General features: G+C 65.7%; 17 protein-coding genes. All 17 read left to right on the forward strand.

Features of this window, described 5'->3' with window-relative positions; genetic code table 11:
- The first annotated feature begins 190 nt into the window (after positions 1 to 190).
- Positions 191 to 688, forward strand: coding sequence for a division/cell wall cluster transcriptional repressor MraZ (locus B5483_RS15525; RefSeq protein ID WP_054944247.1), 498 nt, complete (start codon positions 191 to 193; stop codon positions 686 to 688).
- Positions 685 to 1,704, forward strand: coding sequence for a 16S rRNA (cytosine(1402)-N(4))-methyltransferase RsmH (rsmH, locus tag B5483_RS15530; RefSeq protein WP_079731076.1), 1,020 nt, complete (start codon positions 685 to 687; stop codon positions 1,702 to 1,704). Before B5483_RS15525 ends, rsmH begins: the two co-directional genes overlap by 4 nt.
- Positions 1,701 to 2,252 carry a hypothetical protein gene (locus B5483_RS15535; RefSeq protein ID WP_054944249.1) on the forward strand — a complete coding sequence of 184 codons (552 nt, stop codon included), beginning with the start codon at positions 1,701 to 1,703 and terminating at the stop codon, positions 2,250 to 2,252. Before rsmH ends, B5483_RS15535 begins: the two co-directional genes overlap by 4 nt.
- Positions 2,249 to 4,024 (forward strand): peptidoglycan D,D-transpeptidase FtsI family protein, encoded by a 1,776-nt coding sequence (locus B5483_RS15540; protein WP_054944250.1) that lies wholly within the window; start codon positions 2,249 to 2,251, stop codon positions 4,022 to 4,024. Before B5483_RS15535 ends, B5483_RS15540 begins: the two co-directional genes overlap by 4 nt.
- Positions 4,021 to 5,484: a UDP-N-acetylmuramoyl-L-alanyl-D-glutamate--2,6-diaminopimelate ligase gene (locus tag B5483_RS15545; protein ID WP_079731077.1), complete on the forward strand. Its 1,464-nt coding sequence runs from the start codon at positions 4,021 to 4,023 to the stop codon at positions 5,482 to 5,484. The genes B5483_RS15540 and B5483_RS15545 overlap by 4 nt, the downstream gene beginning before the upstream one ends.
- A gap of 6 nt (positions 5,485 to 5,490) precedes the next feature.
- Positions 5,491 to 6,987 carry a UDP-N-acetylmuramoyl-tripeptide--D-alanyl-D-alanine ligase gene (locus B5483_RS15550; RefSeq protein ID WP_054944252.1) on the forward strand — a complete coding sequence of 499 codons (1,497 nt, stop codon included), beginning with the start codon at positions 5,491 to 5,493 and terminating at the stop codon, positions 6,985 to 6,987.
- 16 nt (positions 6,988 to 7,003) lie between these two features.
- Complete coding sequence (mraY, locus tag B5483_RS15555) at positions 7,004 to 8,074, forward strand: phospho-N-acetylmuramoyl-pentapeptide-transferase (RefSeq protein WP_079731078.1); 1,071 nt, start codon at positions 7,004 to 7,006, stop codon at positions 8,072 to 8,074.
- 10 nt (positions 8,075 to 8,084) lie between these two features.
- Positions 8,085 to 9,419 (forward strand): UDP-N-acetylmuramoyl-L-alanine--D-glutamate ligase, encoded by a 1,335-nt coding sequence (gene murD / locus B5483_RS15560; RefSeq protein WP_079731079.1) that lies wholly within the window; start codon positions 8,085 to 8,087, stop codon positions 9,417 to 9,419.
- Complete coding sequence (locus B5483_RS15565) at positions 9,419 to 10,615, forward strand: FtsW/RodA/SpoVE family cell cycle protein (RefSeq protein WP_054944255.1); 1,197 nt, start codon at positions 9,419 to 9,421, stop codon at positions 10,613 to 10,615. Before murD ends, B5483_RS15565 begins: the two co-directional genes overlap by 1 nt.
- Positions 10,612 to 11,796, forward strand: coding sequence for an undecaprenyldiphospho-muramoylpentapeptide beta-N-acetylglucosaminyltransferase (gene murG, locus B5483_RS15570; protein WP_054944256.1), 1,185 nt, complete (start codon positions 10,612 to 10,614; stop codon positions 11,794 to 11,796). Before B5483_RS15565 ends, murG begins: the two co-directional genes overlap by 4 nt.
- Positions 11,793 to 13,202 carry a UDP-N-acetylmuramate--L-alanine ligase gene (murC, locus tag B5483_RS15575; protein WP_054944257.1) on the forward strand — a complete coding sequence of 470 codons (1,410 nt, stop codon included), beginning with the start codon at positions 11,793 to 11,795 and terminating at the stop codon, positions 13,200 to 13,202. Before murG ends, murC begins: the two co-directional genes overlap by 4 nt.
- Complete coding sequence (locus tag B5483_RS15580; protein WP_054944258.1) at positions 13,199 to 13,423, forward strand: hypothetical protein; 225 nt, start codon at positions 13,199 to 13,201, stop codon at positions 13,421 to 13,423. The genes murC and B5483_RS15580 overlap by 4 nt, the downstream gene beginning before the upstream one ends.
- Positions 13,423 to 14,349 (forward strand): UDP-N-acetylmuramate dehydrogenase, encoded by a 927-nt coding sequence (murB, locus tag B5483_RS15585; RefSeq protein WP_079731178.1) that lies wholly within the window; start codon positions 13,423 to 13,425, stop codon positions 14,347 to 14,349. The genes B5483_RS15580 and murB overlap by 1 nt, the downstream gene beginning before the upstream one ends.
- Entirely contained in the window at positions 14,346 to 15,317 is a 972-nt protein-coding gene (locus B5483_RS15590) for a D-alanine--D-alanine ligase (RefSeq protein WP_054944260.1), read from the forward strand. Before murB ends, B5483_RS15590 begins: the two co-directional genes overlap by 4 nt.
- Complete coding sequence (locus B5483_RS15595; RefSeq protein WP_079731080.1) at positions 15,314 to 16,246, forward strand: cell division protein FtsQ/DivIB; 933 nt, start codon at positions 15,314 to 15,316, stop codon at positions 16,244 to 16,246. The genes B5483_RS15590 and B5483_RS15595 overlap by 4 nt, the downstream gene beginning before the upstream one ends.
- A complete protein-coding gene (gene ftsA, locus B5483_RS15600; protein WP_054944262.1) occupies positions 16,246 to 17,526 on the forward strand; it encodes a cell division protein FtsA in 1,281 nt (426 codons plus the stop codon). The genes B5483_RS15595 and ftsA overlap by 1 nt, the downstream gene beginning before the upstream one ends.
- A gap of 159 nt (positions 17,527 to 17,685) precedes the next feature.
- Complete coding sequence (ftsZ, locus tag B5483_RS15605; RefSeq protein WP_079731081.1) at positions 17,686 to 19,233, forward strand: cell division protein FtsZ; 1,548 nt, start codon at positions 17,686 to 17,688, stop codon at positions 19,231 to 19,233.
- Positions 19,234 to 19,373: the final 140 nt, after the last annotated feature.

Below are 19,373 nucleotides of genomic sequence, written 5' to 3' on the forward strand. Positions count from 1 at the left end.
GGAAAAATCCCGCTAATCCCCGAATTTCCCTTTCTTCCCCAAATTTCCCGCGATACAAAGGCAACCAATCGGAATGGTTGAGTCTCGCCGTGTTCATGCGTGAGCACGGAACCCGATGGCGTGAGCGCGCAGTCGGGGCGGGGTCAGTCATTGTTCCGAGACTTGGACCCTCAGGGGGAAATGGGGCGGCATGGCTGGGCAGCCATACATCTACAACGGACAGGGCTTTTCGCTTCAACGCGACAAGAACCGTTTCGTGCTGCCCAACGTCTTTCGCGGCACCGTGCGCGAATCCAGCGGCAAGGATCTGGTCTGCCTGATGCCGCACGATCGCTGGCCCTGCCTCATGGGTTTCGGCCTCTCGCGCATTGCTGACTTCGAGCAAGAGCTCAAGGAAATGCAGGACATTGCCCTGCGCGCCGGCAAGGAATTCGACGCGGAAAAGCGCGCCAGCGACATCTATTCCTCCTACGAAGTCCCTTTCGACGGCAGCGGTCGCTTCGTTCTGCCCGACGATCTCGTCGCGCTCGCCGAAATCTCCGACCAGCTCTACTTCCGCGGCAACGGCAAGTTCTTCACCGTTTGGGCGCCCGAACAGCTCTACGCGATGGAAGACGACTGGAAGGCGGCGAAGACCGCCTGCCGCAGCCTTGCGGAAAAGGAACTGGCAAAGGCGCGCAAGAAATGACGGCGCCCCAAGACCATACGCCCGAGCACTCCGAGGAGCACGTTCCCCATGTCCCGGTGCTTCTCGACGAAGTCGTCGCCGCCCTGAACCCCCAGGGCGGCGACGTCATCGTGGATGCCACTTTCGGTGCGGGCGGCTACACCCGGCGGCTGCTCGACGCCGGGGCGACGGTCCATGCCTTCGATCGCGATCCCGATGCCATTGCCGCCGTTGAACGCAACCGTGGAAAATGGCCCGAGCTGGATAGCGATCCGCCGCGCCTCGTCTTGCACCCGCGCCGCTTCTCGGAAATGGTCGAGGGCTTGGGAGAATCCGGCGTTTCCGGCGTGGATGGCGTCGTCATGGACATTGGTGTTTCCTCGATGCAACTGGACCAGGCGGAGCGCGGCTTCGCCTTCGGTTCCGACGGCCCGCTCGACATGCGTATGTCGCAGCAGGGGCTTTCGGCTGCCGACTTCCTGAACGAGGCGGACGAGGCCGAGATCGCCGACGTGCTCTACCTCTACGGGGAAGAGCGTCAGTCGCGCCGGATCGCCCGCGCCATCGTCGCCGCACGGCCGCTGACCACGACCGGGGAACTGGCCCGGGTGGTGCGCAAGGCGCTTGGCTACAATCCGAAGTACAAGGGCGCAAATGCCCCGAAGGATCCGGCAACGCGGACCTTCCAGGCCATACGAATCCATGTGAACGGAGAGCTAGACGAGCTCGATGCAGGCCTTTCGGGCGCAGAAAACCTGCTCAATCCGGGCGGCCGTCTGGCGGTCGTCACCTTCCACAGCCTCGAAGACCGCAAGGTGAAGCGCTTCCTGCGCGACGCCAGCGGCGGCGGGGCGTCCACCTCCCGCCACCTGCCACAGGTTGGCGGTGGTGCGGTGGCCACTTTCACCAAGCTGTCGAAAGCGATCCGGCCTGGCGAGGCCGAACTCGACGCCAACCCCCGATCCCGATCCGCCACCCTGCGCAGCGCCGTGCGCACCGATGCCCCCGCCAGAGATACCCACAGGAGCGCAGCATGAACCTCACCCGCGATCGCGTACATTCGATCGGCTGGATCTCGGTGCTGCTGGTCTGCGGTGCGATGACGATCGGCCTGACCCTGCGGGTCAACGCGGTGAAGAGCCAGGTGCACGATGCCGAGAAGAGCATCGTCTACGTGCAGCGCGACATCGACTTCCTCGAGACCGAGTTCCAGACCCGCTCGAACCAGCAGGCGCTCAAGCAGCTCAACGACCTCGAGTTCGGCTACAAGGCGCCGGTGGCAGGGCAGTACATCGAGGGTGAGCGCCAGCTTGCCGCGCTGGGCAAGGCGGCTGCGCCGGGCGCGCCCGAGCCGATCCGTTACGCCAACGCCGAAGTGCCCGCCGACAAGGATTCGGGCGGTTCGCTGCTGGCGATGGTCTCACCGGTCAGCGGTGCCACCGCTGCCGTGCCCGAAAAAGCGGAAAAGTCGCAGGAAGCGGCGACCAAGGATCTCGATCCCGAGCTCAAGGCTCTCAAGCATGACGCAGCCAGCCTGAGCAAGCGCCTGGCCCGCATCGAACTGGCGGAGGCTGCCCAGCAGTGACCGCGATTGCGATCCCGACAACGATATCGTCAGGAAGACGCAAGCTCGTCAACGTCCGCCAGCGCTCGCTGCTTGTCGCCAAGCTGCGCACGCTCTGGATTCTGGGCGTTTTCGTGCTTGTGGGCACCTGCGCGTTGCTCAGGATCGTCTATCTCGGGATGACCGGGGTTTCCACGCACGACGGTAGCCTCTCCGACCTTCTCGTGCCCGACAGGGGTGAAATCGTCGATCGCAACGGCGTGCCGCTGGCGCGTGAGTTCCGGGCCTATTCGCTGTGGTTCAATCCGCGCGCGATGACCGAGGGGGCGTCGCTGATCCACACGCCCGACGAAGTGGCCGACGGCCTGCTGCGCATCTTCCCCGATCTGGACCGCGCTCTGGTGCTCGAGCGCCTGAAGTCCGGCAAGGCGGGTTACATCCGCAAGTCGATCCTTCCCGATGACGCTAACAAGGTCCATGCGCTGGGCGAACCGGCGCTGGAGTTCCCGCTCGAGGCGACGCGCTACTACCCGCAGGGCTCGATGGCCGCACACGTGCTCGGCTATGTCGACAGTTACGGCAAGGGCAAGGTCGGCATGGAAGAAGCTTTCGACGACCAGCTCGTTTCGCCCGAAGGCCGCACGCATCCTGCCGTGCTCTCGATCGACTTTCGTGTGCAGAGCGCACTGGAAGACGAACTCGGCCGCGCCATGGCGGAATCGCAGGCAAAGGGCGCTGGCGGGGTGATTCTCGATGTCGATACCGGCGAAGTGCTGGCGCTCGCCTCGCTCCCCTCGTTCGACCCGAACCACGTCAAGCCGACCGACATGGTCATTTCCGAAGAGCAGGCCAAGCTCGGCGAAGTGCCCCACGGCTTCAACCGCGTGACCAACCAGGTCTACGAACTGGGGTCCACGTTCAAGCCGCTGGCTGTGGCATCGGCGATGGATGCCGGCACGATCACCGATCTCGGCCGTCGCTGGTCGGCGCACCCGCTTCACCTCGGTCGCTTCACGATCAAGGATAGCCACTCGATGGGCGATTCGCTCAACGTGGCCGAAACCCTGATCCATTCCTCGAACGTGGTGACCGCGCAGATTGCCGACGAACTGGGCGGCGTGCGTCTCAAGAAGACGATGGAAGCGCTGGGCATGGACCGGCGTCCCGACATCGAGCTTCCGGCGCGCGGCTTCCCGATCTGGCCCAAGGGCGAATGGCCGCGCCTGCGCACGATGACGGTGTCCTACGGTCACGGCATTGCCGTTACCCCGTTGCACCTCGCCAGCGCCTATGCCGCGCTCGTCAATGGCGGGATCTGGCGTCCGGCGACGCTCAGGAAGCTCGATCCGTCGGACGTTCCGGCAGGGCACCGTGTGTTCAAGGCGTCGACCAGCGCGCGCAGCCGCCAGCTCCTGCGCATGATCGTGCGCTACGGTACCGGCCGCAAGGCCGACGCGCCGGGCTTCCGCATCGGCGGCAAGACCGGTTCGGCCGAAAAGCCCGGCGCAGGCGGCTATCGCCATCACTCGCTGATCTCGACCTTCGCCTCGGCCTTCCCGATGGACAAGCCGCGCTTTGTCGTGATCGCCATGCTCGACGAGCCGCAGGGTACGCAGGCCACGTCCTTCCAGCGCACGGCGGCCTGGAACGCCGCGCCGGTCATCGGCCGCGTCGTCCCGCGCATCGGCCCGATCCTCGGCATCATGCCCGACGAAACGCGCGATATCGACATTTCCGATCTCAAGCCGCTCATCCCGAATGAAGTGCGTGCGTCAGAGGCTGACGGCGAATGAAACTGACCGATCTTTGCACTGCAGCGGGCATCGCCCTGACCGAAAGCGGCGAGGCGACCGTAACCGGGTTCGCCATCGACCATCGCAAGGTCGCGCCCGGCACGGTCTTCGGCGCGTTCCGCGGCGCGAAGTTCAATGGCGAGGATTTCATCGCCGCCGCCATCGAGGCCGGCGCGGTTGCGGTGGTCGCCGCGCCCGATGCGCGGGTCGAAGGCGCGATCCACTTTGCCGACGCTGAACCGCGCGGGCTCTTCGCCCGGCTGGCGGCCCAGTTCTTCACGCCCGTGCCGCAGACGCTGGTCGCGGTGACCGGCACCAATGGCAAGACCTCCACGGTCGAACTGACGCGCCAGATCTGGCGCATGGCCGGCATTCGTGCGGCGTCGATCGGCACGCTGGGCGTAACCACCAGCGAAGAGACGGTTTCGACCGGGCTGACCACGCCCGATATCGTCACCTTCCTCGGGAACCTCTCAGGCCTGGCGCGTGAGGGCGTAACGCACGTTGCCTATGAGGCATCGAGCCACGGCCTTTCGCAGTTCCGCATCGAGGGGCCGCGCGTCGCAGCCGGCGCCTTCACCAATCTCAGCCGCGACCACCTCGACTATCATGCGACGATGGAAGAGTACTTCGCCGCGAAGATGCGTCTGTTCGACGAAGTGGTGGTTGACGGAGGCACGGCGGTCGTCTGGGCGGACGATGCGTGGTCCGACAAGGCGATCGAGCATGCCGGCAAGCGCGGACTGAAGCTGTTTACCGTCGGCACGAAGGGCGAGCATATCCGCCTTCTTGGCCGCACGCCCGGTGGGCTTGGGCAGAAATTGGAGATCGCGTACGCAGGCACCAACCATACCATCGATCTGCCGCTGATCGGCGCATACCAGGCTGCCAATTCACTGGTCGCGGCGGGTCTGGTCCTGGCGACCGGAGGCGAGGCGCATGCCACTTTCGATGCGCTCAAGCGCCTGCAGACCGTTCGCGGCCGCATCGAGCGCGCGGCGATCACGCCGTCCGGCGCGCCGGTCTATGTCGACTACGCGCATACGCCCGATGCACTGGAAGCAGCGATTGCCGCGCTTCGGCCCCACGTCGCCGGGCGCCTGATCGTCGTCTTCGGCGCGGGCGGCGACCGCGACACGGGCAAGCGCCCGGAAATGGGCAAGGCAGCGGCGCAGGGCGCGGATCTCGCGATCGTCACCGACGATAACCCTCGCGGCGAAGATCCCGCCGCGATCCGGTCCATGATCCTGGCAGGCATGCAGGGCAAGGGCAGGGAAATCGGCGACAGACGGGAGGCGATCGGTGCCGCCGTCGAGGCCGCCGCAGCCGGCGATATCGTCCTGATCGCCGGCAAGGGACATGAGCAAGGACAGATAATCGGCAGCGGCGCAGATGTGCGCGTCCTGCCATTCGACGACGTCACGGTTGCCAGGGAAATGGCTGGCGCACTGGGGAGGTAGAAGACGATGAACGCTGTTGCCCGGATTCTCGACTGGCCTGCTGAACTGTCGGATGAGAACCCGTCTGCGCTGTGGGATGCGGTTTCGATCGCGCGCGCGGTCAAGGGCACGGCGAACGCCGAATTTACCGTTTCCGGCGTCGAAATCGATAGCCGCGACGTCCAGCCCGGAGACCTGTTCTTTGCCTTGAAGGGCGAAAGCATGGACGGCCACCGTTTCGTTGAGATGGCCTTCGCCAAGGGGGCGGCTGCCGTCGTCGTCGACCGTCCCGTGGACGGTCCGCACATCCTGGTGAAGGACACGACCGAGGCGCTGGAGAAGCTGGGCGCGGCCGCCCGCCTGCGCGCGCGCGGCCCGATCATCGGCGTGACCGGGTCGGTCGGCAAGACCGGTGTCAAGGAATCGATTTTCGCAGCGCTCGATCGCTCCAGCCGTGGCGACGCGCACCGTTCGGTCAAGAGCTACAACAACCATGTCGGGGTGCCCCTCAGCCTTGCGCGCATGCCCGGTCGCGCGCGCTTCGGCATCTTCGAGATGGGCATGAATCACGCGGGCGAGATCGCCGCGCTGACCCGGCAGGTGCGCCCGCACGTTGCGGTGATCACGACCATCGCCCCGGCGCATATCGAGATGCTGGGCTCCGAGGAAGCGATCGCCGATGCCAAGGCCGAGATCTTCCAGGGCCTTGAAGAAGGTGGCACTGCCGTCATTCCGGCGGACAGCCCGCATTTCCTGCGCCTTCGCGATGCGGCAGTGGCGTGCGGGGCGAAAGTCGTCTCTTTCGGTAAGGCCGGCGATGCGGACGTGCGCCTGCTCGATACGGTTTCGGCCATCGGCGGCGGTTCGCTGGTGACGGTCGACATGGGCGACCGGCGCGTGTGTTACACCGTTGCCGCGCCGGGCGAACACTGGGTGATGAACTCGCTTGCGGTCATGGCGGCGGTGCGCGCGGTCAAGGGAGACCTTGGCGCAGCCGGGGTTGCGCTGGCCGAAATGGGCGGTCTTCCGGGCCGCGGCGCGCGTGTCGAGATCGACGTTCCGGGCGGTGAGGCAGACGACGAGGGCCAGCGCAAGGCCCTGCTGATCGACGAGAGCTACAACGCCAACCCGGCTTCCATGCGCGCGACGCTGGCCCAGCTGGGCCGCACTCCGGCGCGGCGCCGGATCGCGGTCCTGGGTGCGATGAAGGAACTGGGCAGCCACGGTCCGGACTATCATGCCGCGCTGGCCGAACCGATCCGCGAGGCCGGAGTCGATTATGCCGTGCTCGTCGGCGAAGAGATGACGCCGCTCGCGAAGGCCCTCACCGATGGGGAATTGGGGAAATCGGAAGGCGCGAAACTTGGCAAAACCGTGGCTTTCGCGCATTGCGCCACTGTAGGGGAAGCTGTCGATGCCTTGCGCGCATTCGGACTTGAGAGGGATGATGCAATCCTTGTCAAAGGTTCGAATTCGGTGGGTCTCGCTTCCCTGGTAACGGCGCTCAGCAAGCAGGAAGGGTAGGGGGTCACCCCGCAAGATGCTGTATCTTTTCGCAGAATGGTTCCATTTCGAAGGGCTGGCCAACCTCTTTCGCTACCAGTCGTTCCGCTCCGGCGCGGCGCTGATGACGGCTCTCGTCATCGGCCTGATCATCGGGCCGAAGTTCATCAACATGCTGCGAATCCGCCAGGGCAAGGGGCAGCCGATCCGTGAGGACGGCCCGCAGTCGCACCTCGCCAAGCGCGGCACGCCCACGATGGGCGGGCTGATGATCCTGATCGCGCTGATCGTGTCGATGCTGCTGTACATGGACATGTCCAACCCCTTCGTCTGGGCCTGTGTGGCCGTGACGGTGGGCTTCGGCGCCATCGGTTTCATGGACGACTACGACAAGGTCTCGAAGAGCAGCCACAAGGGCGTGCCCGGAAGGGTGCGTCTGGCGATGGAATTCGTGGTCGCCGGCATTGCCGCCTACATTATCGTCAGCCAGCTCAACACGAACCTCTATGTGCCGTTCCTCACGGGTCGCTACATTCCTCTGGGGCCGTTCTACTACGTCTTCGCCGCCTTCGTGATCGTCGGCGCAGGCAATGCCGTGAATCTGACGGACGGTCTGGACGGTCTTGCGACGATGCCGGTGATTATCGCTGCAGGCACGTTCGCGATCATCTGCTACCTGGCCGGTCGCGTCGACTATGCGACCTACCTTGGCATTCCCCACGTGCCGCGTGCCGGTGAACTGGCGATCTTCTGCGCCGGGATCATGGGCGCAGGGTTGGCCTTCCTGTGGTTCAACGCACCTCCCGCGGCTGTCTTCATGGGCGATACCGGCAGCCTTGCGCTGGGCGGGGCGCTGGGCGCAATCGCCGTTGCCGCGCACCACGAGATCGTGCTTGCCGTCGTCGGCGGCCTGTTCGTCCTCGAAGCGGTTTCGGTTATCATCCAGGTCTTCTGGTTCAAGCGGACCGGAAGGCGCGTGTTCCGCATGGCACCGATCCACCACCACTTCGAACAGAAGGGCTGGAAGGAATCGACGGTCGTGATCCGCTTCTGGATCATCTCGATCGTGCTTGCCGTAATCGGCCTGTCCACGCTGAAGCTGCGATAAGGGGACAGGCGTGATCGTCTCCCCCGCCTTTGCCGGTAAACGATACGCGGTCCTTGGGCTTGCCCGCTCGGGGATGACCGCCGTCGAGACCCTGCTGGCCAGCGGGGCGCACGTGATGGCCTGGGATAACCGAGACGAGCCCCGGCAGGTGCTGGCCGGCCGCGTCGAGCTGGCCGACCCGGTGACGGCGGATATTTCCGGCTACGACGGCGTGGTCGTCTCGCCCGGTATTCCTCTCAACCGCCATCCCATCGCCTCGGCCGCGCAGCGTGCCGGGGTTCCGGTCATCGGCGATATCGAGCTTTTCGCGCTGGCTCGGTCCAGCCTGCCTGCCCATCGCGTTGTCGGCATCACCGGTACCAACGGCAAGTCGACCACTACCTCACTGGTCCATCACCTGCTGGAAAAGGCCGGTGTGCCCGTGCGCATGGGCGGCAACATCGGCGTGCCCATCCTCGGCACCGATCCGCTTCCCGAGGGCGGAGTCTATGTACTGGAGCTTTCCAGCTACCAGATCGACCTGACGCAAAACCTCGATTGCGAAGTGGCCGCGCTGCTCAATATCACGCCCGACCACCTCGACCGCTACGACGGCTTTGCGGCCTACGCGGCGTCCAAGGCGCGGCTCTTCACGATGCAGGGCGCAGGGCATGACGCGATTTTCGGCAGCGGCGATGCGGAAACAGCCGCCATCGCCAGTGCCGAGGCCGACCGGCGCGGCCTCGATCATGTCCGCGTCGTCGATGGCGCCAAGCTCACGACGCTCCAGAAGAAGTGGCCTTCGCTGCAGGGGCCGCACAACCTGCAGAATGCGGCCGTAGCCGTTGCCATCGTCGAGGCGCTCGGCATCAAGCCGGAGCAATGGAAGCGCGCCATACGCACCTTTCGCGGACTGCCGCACCGCATGGAGCGCGTCGCCGAGGCCGATGGCGTTTTCTACATCAATGACAGCAAGGCGACGAACCCGGCTTCGGCGGCTCCGGCGCTGGCCGCGTTCCCGCCCGACCCGGAACCGCGCATCCACTGGATCGTCGGCGGTCTGCCCAAGGGCGACGACCTTGACGAGTGCGCGCCCTATTTCGGCAACCTCGCAGCGGCCTATACCATCGGCGATGCCGGACCGCGCTTTGCCGAGATTCTCGCCCCCCATACGCAGGTCCATCGCAGCGAGATGATGGCCGAGGCGATCCGTGAGGCCATGGCCGCGGCCAAGCCGGGCGACGTGGTGATGCTGTCCCCGGCCTGCGCCAGTTTCGACCAGTTCCGCGACTATGAGGCGCGCGGCGAAGTCTTCCGCCAGATCGTCGAGGCGCTGCTTGCGCCCGAGGAAGAGGAGGAAGCCTGATGGCGACCGCAGCTCCGGGCTCCAATTCGCGCGCCGCCCGCTACAACCGCAATCGCCGCAGCGAACTGGCGATCTGGTGGCAGGAAATCGACCGCGCGGTGCTGGCCATCGTGCTGATCCTCATGGGCATCGGCGCGGTCGCTGTGGCCGCAGGCTCGCCGGCCAGCGCCAAGCGGCTGTCAACGGCGCATGAGCGCCTGCCGGAACTGCACTTCTTCTACCTGCACATGCGCTGGCAGTTGATCGGCCTCGCCGCGATGTTCTGGGCCTCGACCCGGACCAAGGACAGCGCCCGACGCATCGGCATCCTGATGGCGGGGGCCATGCTGTTCCTGCTGGTGCTGGTGCCTTTCGTCGGTTCCGAAGTGAACGGGGCGCGGCGCTGGATCCGTCTCGGTGTCTCGATCCAGCCGTCCGAGTTCCTCAAGTGCGGCTACCCGATCCTGCTGGCCTGGATCCTTTCGTGGCGCGCGCGCGATCCGAACATTCCCGTCGTCGGAATCTGTTTCGCGGTCATGGCGCTGCTCGGCGCACTGCTCATGGCCCAGCCGGACTTCGGTTCGACCATGCTGTTCGGCGGCACCTTTTTCGTGCTGATCCTGCTTTCGGGCATTCCGCTCAAGCGCATCGGTATCTTCGCGGGGGCCGGCCTGGTGGGCATCGTCCTGATGTACTTCACCTATGAGAACGGCCGGAACCGTATCGACAACTTCCTGTTCGGCGGCACCGCCTTCGACCAGGTCGACCTTGCCGAACGTACCCTGCTGAACGGGGGCTGGTCCGGGCTGGGCTTCTGGATGGGCACGCGCAAGTTCGCGCTGCCCGAAGCGCATACCGACTACATCTTTTCCGTCATCGGCGAGGAATTCGGACTGATCGCGTGCATCGTGATCGTCCTGCTTTATATTGCCGTGCTGACCCGCATCCTGCTGCGCCTCGTCGACGAGGAAGACCTCTTCACCGTGCTGGCCGCCTCGGGCCTTGCCGCCCAGTTCGGTGGACAGGCCTTCATCAACATCCTCGTCAATCTGCAGCTTTTCCCGTCCAAGGGCATGACCCTGCCGCTGATCAGCTACGGTGGTTCGTCCACCGTCGCCGTCTGCCTGGCGATGGGGCTGCTACTGGCGATTACCCGGCGAAATCCGTACATCAAGCGCGAACGCTTTTCGCTTCGCGCCATCGGAGACAATTCATGAGTCAGGTCAGCCGCCACTACGTTCTCGCCGCGGGCGGGACGGGCGGACACCTCATTCCCGCTTTCGCGCTTGCCGCCGAGCTCGACCGGCGCGGGCACCACGTTGCGCTCATCACCGACGAGCGCGGTGCGGCGATTCCCGGAAAGCCGGATTTCCTGCCTGCGCACGTGCTGCCGCCCGGCCGCATTGCCGGCAAGAACCCGGTCAACTGGCTCAAGGGCGCGCGCGGCATTCTCGATGGCCGCCAGATGGCGCTGCGCCTGTTCGACAGCTTCGAGCCTTCGGCCGTCGTCGGCTTCGGCGGCTATCCGGCCATGCCGACGCTGCTGGCCGCCACGGCTGCCAGGATCCCGACCGTGCTGCATGAACAGAACGCCGTGCTGGGCCGCGTGAACCGCTACTTCGCGGGCAAGGTCGATGCCATCGCCACGTCCTGCGAGGAAGTCGACCGTCTCGATCCCAGGCATGCAGGCAAGGTGACGCTCGTCGGCAATCCGGTGCGCAGCGAAGTGCTCACGCTTCGCGACGAGCCGTTCCCGGATTTCACCGAGGACAGCCTGTTCCGCATTCTCGTGACCGGCGGCAGCCAGGGCGCGCGCGTGCTTTCGCAGGTCGTGCCGGATGGCCTGGCCATGTTGCCGCCCGCTCTGCGCTCGCGCCTGCAGGTCATCCAGCAGTGCCGCCCCGAGGATATCGAGGCCGTGCGCGAACGCTATGCCAGCCACGGCATCCCCGCCGAACTGGCGACCTATTTCGAGGACATGGACCAGCGTCTGGCCTCTGCCCACCTGTTCATCGGACGGGCAGGAGCTTCGACCATCGCCGAGCTGACCGCGGTCGGCCGTCCCGCCATTCTCATCCCGTTGCCGATCGCGACCGACGACCATCAGGCCGCCAACACGCGTGAGATCGTCGCTGCGGGCGGGGCCCGCTCGATCCGGCAGGAAGGCTTCACCGGCGCCACGCTCGCCAAGCAGATACAGGCCATGGCCCAGCATCCCGAGACTCTTGCCAATGCCGCCCATGCGGCCTGGAACTGCGGCTATCCCAATGCCGCGCGCGATCTGGCCGATCTGGTCGAAAGCTTCGGCGCAGCCCCGATCATGGACGTGATCCGCATGGACAGGAAGGCAACCCCTGCCAACGGCAACGAGGCACTGGCCCGGGAGCCTGCGCTGTGAAGGGCGTCGGCACGGATATCGGCACGATTCACTTCGTGGGCATCGGCGGCATCGGCATGTCCGGCATTGCCGAAGTCATGCACAACCTGGGCTATTCGGTGCAGGGCTCCGACATTGCCGAGGGCTACGTAATCGACGGCCTGCGCAAGCGCGGGATCAAGGTGATGATCGGCCATGCCGGTGAGAACGTCGCCGGGGCCGCAGTCGTCGTCACGTCCACGGCGGTGAAGCGCGATAATCCCGAAGTGGTCTATGCGCTCGAACACCGCATCCCCGTGGTGCGCCGCGCCGAGATGCTGGCCGAGCTGATGCGGCTGAAGAACACTGTCGCCGTGGCCGGCACCCACGGCAAGACGACGACGACCTCGATGGTCGCGGCCCTGCTCGACGCGGGCGGCATCGACCCTACCGTGATCAACGGCGGCATCATCAATTCCTACGGTTCGAACGCCCGTCTCGGCGCGTCGGACTGGATGGTGGTGGAAGCCGACGAAAGCGACGGCTCGTTCCTGCGTCTCGACGGCACGCTCGCCGTTGTCACCAACATCGATCCCGAACACCTCGACCATTACGGATCTTTCGAGCGTGTGAAGGAAGCCTTCGTCGAGTTCATCGAGAACGTACCGTTCTACGGCGCGGCGCTGCTGTGCATCGATCATCCCGAAGTGCAGGGCGTGATCTCCAAGGTCCGCGACCGCCGCGTGGTGACCTATGGCTTCTCCGCGCAGGCCGACATCCGCGGCGAGAACGTGATGCCGATCCCGGGCGGCAACCGCTTCGACGTAGCCCTGCGCCAGCGCGACGGTTCGTTCCGCCGGATCGCGGGGATCGAACTGCCGATGCCCGGTCGCCACAACGTCCAGAACGCGCTGGCGGCCGTCGGCGTGGCTGTCGAGATGGGCTGCTCGGATGAGTGCATCAAGGGCGGCTTCGCCAAGTTCGGCGGGGTAAAGCGCCGCTTCACCAAGGTCGGCGAAGTCGACGGGGTGGCGATCATCGACGATTACGGCCATCATCCGGTTGAGATCCGCGCTGTCCTTGCCGCCGCACGCGAGGGCGTGAAGGGCCGGGTCATCGCCGTCGTCCAGCCGCACCGCTTCACGCGCCTGCGCGATCACATGGACGAGTTCCAGACCGCCTTCAACGATGCCGATGTGGTCTATGCCAGCCCGGTCTATGCTGCCGGCGAGCAGCCGATCGAGGGCGTCGACAGCGCCGCCATGGTGGAGGGCATGAAGTCGCGCGGACACCGTTCCGCGCAGGTCATCGCAGGCCCGGGCGAACTGGCCGACGCGCTGGCAGCCACGGCGCAACCCGGGGACATGGTCGTGTGTCTGGGCGCCGGCGACATCACCAAGTGGGCCGCGGGCCTGGCCGACGAGATCCGATCGCGGAGGACGGCGTGAACCTGTTCAACCCTCTCGATTGGCTGGAGCTGGTTTCAGAATCCCATCGCCACCACATCGAAGCCTTGCAGAAGTACGTCGAGGCCAGTCAGGCCTCGATCGACCCTGCCCGCAAGGAAGAGGCCGGGGAATTGCTCGGCCAAGCCAACGAGAAGGCGCGCGAGGCGGCTGAGGGACTGGCGCGCGCGCAGTGGGCGTGGCTCGGGATGTGGCGGTTCTGATGGAAGCCCTGTTTCCTTCCGTTTCCGGCAAGCTGACTGCCAATGCGCCGCTGGCCCCGCTCGTCTGGTTCAAGTCGGGCGGCGCGGCCGAGTGGCTGTTCGAGCCCAAGGACATCGACGACCTGCAGGCTTTCCTGCGCGATCTCGATCCCGCGGTGCCGGTCATGGCGCTGGGTCTGGGTTCGAACATGATCGTGCGCGACGGCGGCGTGCGCGGCGTTGTCGTGCGGCTGGGCAAGCCTTTCGCCAAGGTCGCGCGGGTCGATGAGGTGACACTGGATTGCGGAGGCGGGGCCTCGGGCATTCTCGTTTCCTCCACTGCGCGCGACAACGGGATTTCCGGCGTCGAATTCCTGCGCTCGATCCCCGGCACGGTCGGCGGCTTCGTGCGCATGAACGGCGGCGCCTATGGCGGGGAGGTCAAGGACATCCTTGTCGATTGCGACGTCGTCCTGCGTTCGGGTGAACTGGTGACGCTGGGCAATGCCGATCTCGGCTATACCTATCGCCATTCGGAACTGCCCGAAGGCGCCATCGTCGTGGCCGCGCGCTTCAGGGGGCAGCCCGGCGAACCGGCAGCGATCCAGGCGGAAATGGACCGGATATCGGCCAGCCGCGAGGCCAGCCAGCCGCTGCGCTCCAAGACCGGGGGGTCCACCTTCAAGAACCCCGAAGGGCACAAGGCCTGGCAGCTGGTCGACCGGGCGGGTTGCCGCGGGCTTCAGATCGGCGGCGCGCAGGTCAGTGAGAAACACACCAATTTCCTGATCAACACCGGCGGCGCAACAAGCGCCGACATCGAGGCGCTGGGCGAGGAAGTGCGCCGCAGGGTCAGGGAAAGCTCGGGCGTCGAGCTCGAATGGGAAATCCAGCGCGTCGGCACGCCGGCCGATGCGTCCAACACACAGCAAGCAGGTACACAGTGAGCCTTCCCAAACTTCATGTCGCGGTCCTGATGGGCGGTTGGTCTCATGAGCGGTCCGTTTCGCTGATGAGCGGCGAAGGCGTGGCCAGGGCGCTGGAGTCCAAGGGCCACAAGGTCACCCGCATCGACATGGACCGCGATGTCGCGCTGCGTCTGTCCGAAGCCAGGCCCGATGTCGTGTTCAATGCGCTCCATGGCGCGCCCGGCGAGGACGGCACGGTCCAGGGGATGATGGACCTGATGGGGCTTACCTATACCCATTCCGGCCTTGCCACCTCGGTCATCGCCATCGACAAGGAACTGACCAAGCAGGCGCTCGTGCCGCATGGCGTTCCGATGCCGGGTGGCCGCATCGTTGCCTCCAAGGAGCTGTATGAGCGCGATCCGCTGCCGCGGCCCTACGTGCTCAAGCCCGTTAACGAAGGTTCGTCGGTCGGCGTCGCCATCGTCACCGACGAGAGCAATTACGGCAATCCGATCCGGCGCGACGCGAAGGGGCCGTGGCAAGAATTCGACAACCTGCTGGCCGAGCCCTACATCCGCGGTCGCGAACTGACGACGGCGGTGATCGGCGACCGCGCCCTGCTGGTGACCGAACTGAAGCCGAAGTCGGGCTTCTACGATTTCGATTCCAAGTACACCGACGGTCTGACCGAGCACGTCTGCCCGGCCGAAATCCCCGACGAAATCGCACAGGCGTGCAAGGACCTTGCCCTGCGCGCGCATCGACTGCTCGGTTGCAAGGGCACCAGCCGATCGGACTTCCGCTGGGACGATACACAGGGCGTCGAAGGCCTGTTCCTGCTGGAAACCAACACCCAGCCGGGCATGACGCCGCTCAGCCTCGTACCCGAGCAGGCGCGGGCCTGCGGCATGGAATATGCCGACCTCGTCGAGGCGATTATCGCCGAGGCGCTGGAGGATGCGCGGGCGAAGCAAGCTGCGGGGGCAGTGAAGGGGGCTGAATGAGCCAGACGATCCGGCGCAAGTCGAAGAGCGCAAGGAAGTCCGCCGCAAGGCAGGGCACCAAGGCCAAGGTCCGGCAGGCCCGGGCGACGACCGGCTCTGCGATGGACATCGTGATGAGCTGGCTGCCGTTCTCGGAAGACCAGCTCCACCGCATCTTCCTCTTCGCGATCCTTGCCGGGGCGGGCGTGCTGGCGTGGCTGGCTGCCAGTGCCGCGGGTCTTCCGTTGATGGTTGGTGACCAGATGGCCCAGATCGCCGCGCATTCAGGCTTCGAGGTCAAGACCGTGGTCGTGCGCGGGGCCCAGAACATCAACAAGCTCAAGGTCTATGAAAAGGCTCTGGCCGAACGGAACCGGGCGATGCCCGACGTCGATCTCGAAGGGCTGCGCAGCGAGCTGCTCGAGCTTTCGTGGATCAAGGACGCGCGCGTCTCGCGACAGTTGCCCGATACGCTGGTGATCGACATCGTCGAGCGCGAGCCGCATGCGGTGCTGCGCAAGGCGGACCGCTTCGTCCTGATCGACGAATCCGGCCACGAACTGGAGGCAATCAGCCGCAAGGATGCGCAGGGTCGGCTTATCGTTTCGGGCTTCGGTGCCGGACAGCAGGTGACCCAGCTTGCACATCTTCTCGAGGCCGCGCCTGCGCTCAAGCCGCGCGTGCGCGAGGCGGAGTGGATCGGCAATCGCCGCTGGAACCTGACGTTCAAGACCGGGCAGGTGCTCGCGCTACCCGAGGGTGAAAAGCCTTCGGCCAATGCGCTGGTCACGTTCGCCCGGCTCGATGGGACCAACCGCCTGCTGGGTGGCAAGGTCGCCGCATTCGACATGCGGGCACGCGATCGCATTTACCTGCGCGTGCCCGACGAGGAAGGCAGGGAACTCGCGCTCAAGGCGGGCGCGGTTCCGCACAGTGTGGAGGCAGACTGATGGCAGGCCCGCGCATCACCCGCGTCTTCGGCGCGGTCAATATCGGTTCCTTCCGCATTTCCGCGATCGTCGCAGGCATTTCGGAAACCGGAGACATGATCGTCCTGGGCTCAGGCCATCGCGCCAGCCAGGGCATCAAGCGCGGCTACGTCACGGACATGACCGCGGCGACTTATGCCGTGCGTGATGCCATCGACCGCGCCGAGCGCATGGCCAACACTTCGGTCCAGAAAGTCTGGATCGGCTGCTCGGGGGCCGGGCTCGCCAGCCGGATCGACCAGTTCGACGCCGAAATCGGCGGTCGCCGGATCGAGCAGGAGGATATCGACCAGCTGCTCGTCAGTGCGCGCGACGTGATCCAGCCCGACGGGCGCATGGTCCTGCACGCGCAGCCGGCGCAGTACCGGCTCGATGGCGCACACGGTGTCACCGATCCCAAAGGCCTCCATGCCGAGCGCCTAGGTGTCGACATTCACGTCATGCTGGCCGACGGTGCGCCGATCCGCAACCTCACCGAGGCGGTGCAGAGTGCGCACCTCGAGGTCGAGGCGGTCGTCGGTTCGCCGATTGCGGCAGGGCAGGCCTGCCTCTCGCCCGAAGAGCGCGATCTGGGCGTCGCGCTCGTCGAATTCGGGGCGGAAGTCACCAATGTCGCGATCTATTCGGGCGGGATGCTGACCGACATGATCCCGATCCCGATGGGTTCGGCCGATATCACCGATGCGATAGCCTCCGCCTTCGGTATCCGCCGCTTCCAGGCGGAGCGCCTGAAGTGCGTTAACGGCTCGGCCATCGCCAGCCCGACCGACCATCGCGAGATGATTCCGGTCAATGCCCCGGGCGAGGAGGGCGTCGGGCCCATCGCCCGCCATGCCGACGAGAAGAACCGCATACCGCGTGCCGAACTGATCGGCGTGATTACCGGTCAGCTCGGCGCGTTGATGGAGGAAGTCAGCAAGGCGTTGAAAGCCATGCGCTTCAGCGGTCAGCGCGGCCAGCAGGTGGTTTTCACCGGCGGCGGCGCGGAGCTGGTCGGCCTTGCCGATTTCGCGCAGGCCGCGCTCGGCAAGCCGGTGCGTATCGGCCGTGTCCCGCAGCTTGCCGGGTTGGCCGAAGCCCATGTAAAGCCCGGGTTTTCAACCTTGGCCGGTCTTGTGTTATACGCCGCCGACGACCCGGTGGACATCCGCAGTCTCGGAAAGAGCCACCAGAAGACCGTCAAGTACAGTGGGCTTGGTGTGGTCGGTCGCGTCGTCAGTGCCTTGAAGGAATATTTCTGAGGCGGCCGCACGCCTTGCATTCGCGTCGGAGCAATTCGTCGCATCTTGCACTGCAGCGGCTGTGGACAAAGGTTAAGAGCGCTTTGCGTGGACGAGTCGAAGCGTGCAATCAGGCTAGTCAAAGTGATTTCTTCGCGCACGTGCCTGCAGGAGAGCTAAATGAGCATTAACATCGGACCGCCAGCGATTGACGAACTTCGCCCGCGGATTGTCGTGATCGGCGTCGGCGGTGCCGGCGGTAACGCTATTGCCAACATGATCGAGGCCCAGATCGAGGGTGTCGACTTCGTGGTGGCCAATACCGACGCGCAGGCCCTCAACAATTCCATCGCCGAAACCCGCGTGCAGCTGGGGCCGGACATCACCCAGGGCCTCGGTGCCGGTTCGCGTCCCGAAGTGGGCCGTGCCGCTGCCGAGGAGACGCTCGAGGAAATCGACCGTCTGCTGGACGGCGTCCACATGGTCTTCATCGCGGCGGGCATGGGCGGTGGCACAGGCACGGGTGCCGCTCCGATCATCGCGCAGGCCGCGCGTGAAAAGGGCGTCCTGACTGTCGGCGTCGTGACCAAGCCCTTCATGTTCGAAGGCACGCGTCGCATGCGTTCGGCCGAAGCGGGCATCGAAGAGCTGCAGAAGCACGTCGATACGCTGATCGTCATCCCGAACCAGAACCTGTTCCTCGTCGCCAAGGCGGAGACGACCTTCAAGGAAGCGTTCTCGCTTGCCGACGAAGTGCTGCAGCAGGGCGTGCGTTCGATCACCGACCTGATGGTCATGCCCGGCCTGATCAACCTCGACTTCGCCGACGTGCGTTCGGTCATGGGCGAGATGGGCAAGGCGATGATGGGCACGGGCGAGGGCGAAGGCCCGAACCGTGCGCTCGAGGCGGCCGAACAGGCGATCGCCAACCCGCTGCTCGACGGCGTGTCGATGCAGGGCGCCAAGGGCGTCATCATCTCGATCATCGGCGGCGACGACATGAAGCTGCTCGAAGTCGACGAAGCGGCCAACCACATCCGTGAACTGGTCGATCCCGATGCCAACATCATCTGGGGTTCGGCGTTCAACCCGGACCTGCAGGGCAAGATCCGCGTCTCGGTCGTTGCTACCGGCATCGAGCAGACCGCCGAGCAGGCCGAAGTGGCTTCTCGCCCGATGAGCCTTGGCGCCTCGCGCGGCCCGGTCCGTCCGGCCGTTGCCCGCCCGGTTGCCGTCGAAACGCCCAGCGAGCCGGAGCCGATTGAATTGAGCGCGCCCGAGCCGGCGCCTGCGCCGCAGGTCGAACCGGTCGCCTCCGCTCCCGCGCCGCAGTCGTTCGACGAGCTCGAACTTGGCGCGAGCGAAGAGATCGAGGGCGCTGACGAGCAGCAGGAAGCCGCTTCGGGCAGCTATGCCAGCCTTTCCGGACTGCGCACGCCGCGCAAGGAGCCGCTGGACCTCGGTGCTGAGGCCGAAGCTTCCGAACCGGCGCGCAACCAGGACGAACTGATGCTCGATGGCGGACAGGCCGCTCCGGCGCCTTCCCCCACGCCGATCCCGCGTCGCCCCGCACCGGCGCAGCCGGCTGCCGGCGGTGGCAGCACCCTGTTCGAGCGCATGACCAGCCTGTCCCGGCCCAAGCCGGCAGCCAGCGCGCAGTCGGATGAGGATGAGGACAGCGCCTCGATCAGCATCCCGCGCTTCCTTGGGCGCCAGAACAACCAGTAACGGTACAAGGCCAGAGGCGGTGACTGCAGTTGCCGCCTCTGCTTCTTGTGGCATCCCCGGCACCGTCTGCCGCGCTGCATGATTGCGTCGGCGGCCCGTTCGCTGCAGGTTCATCGACCGGGCGGCATGGGGGAGCCCGG

Origin of the sequence: Novosphingobium mathurense (assembly GCF_900168325.1) — a bacterium.
Lineage (GTDB): Bacteria > Pseudomonadota > Alphaproteobacteria > Sphingomonadales > Sphingomonadaceae > Novosphingobium > Novosphingobium mathurense.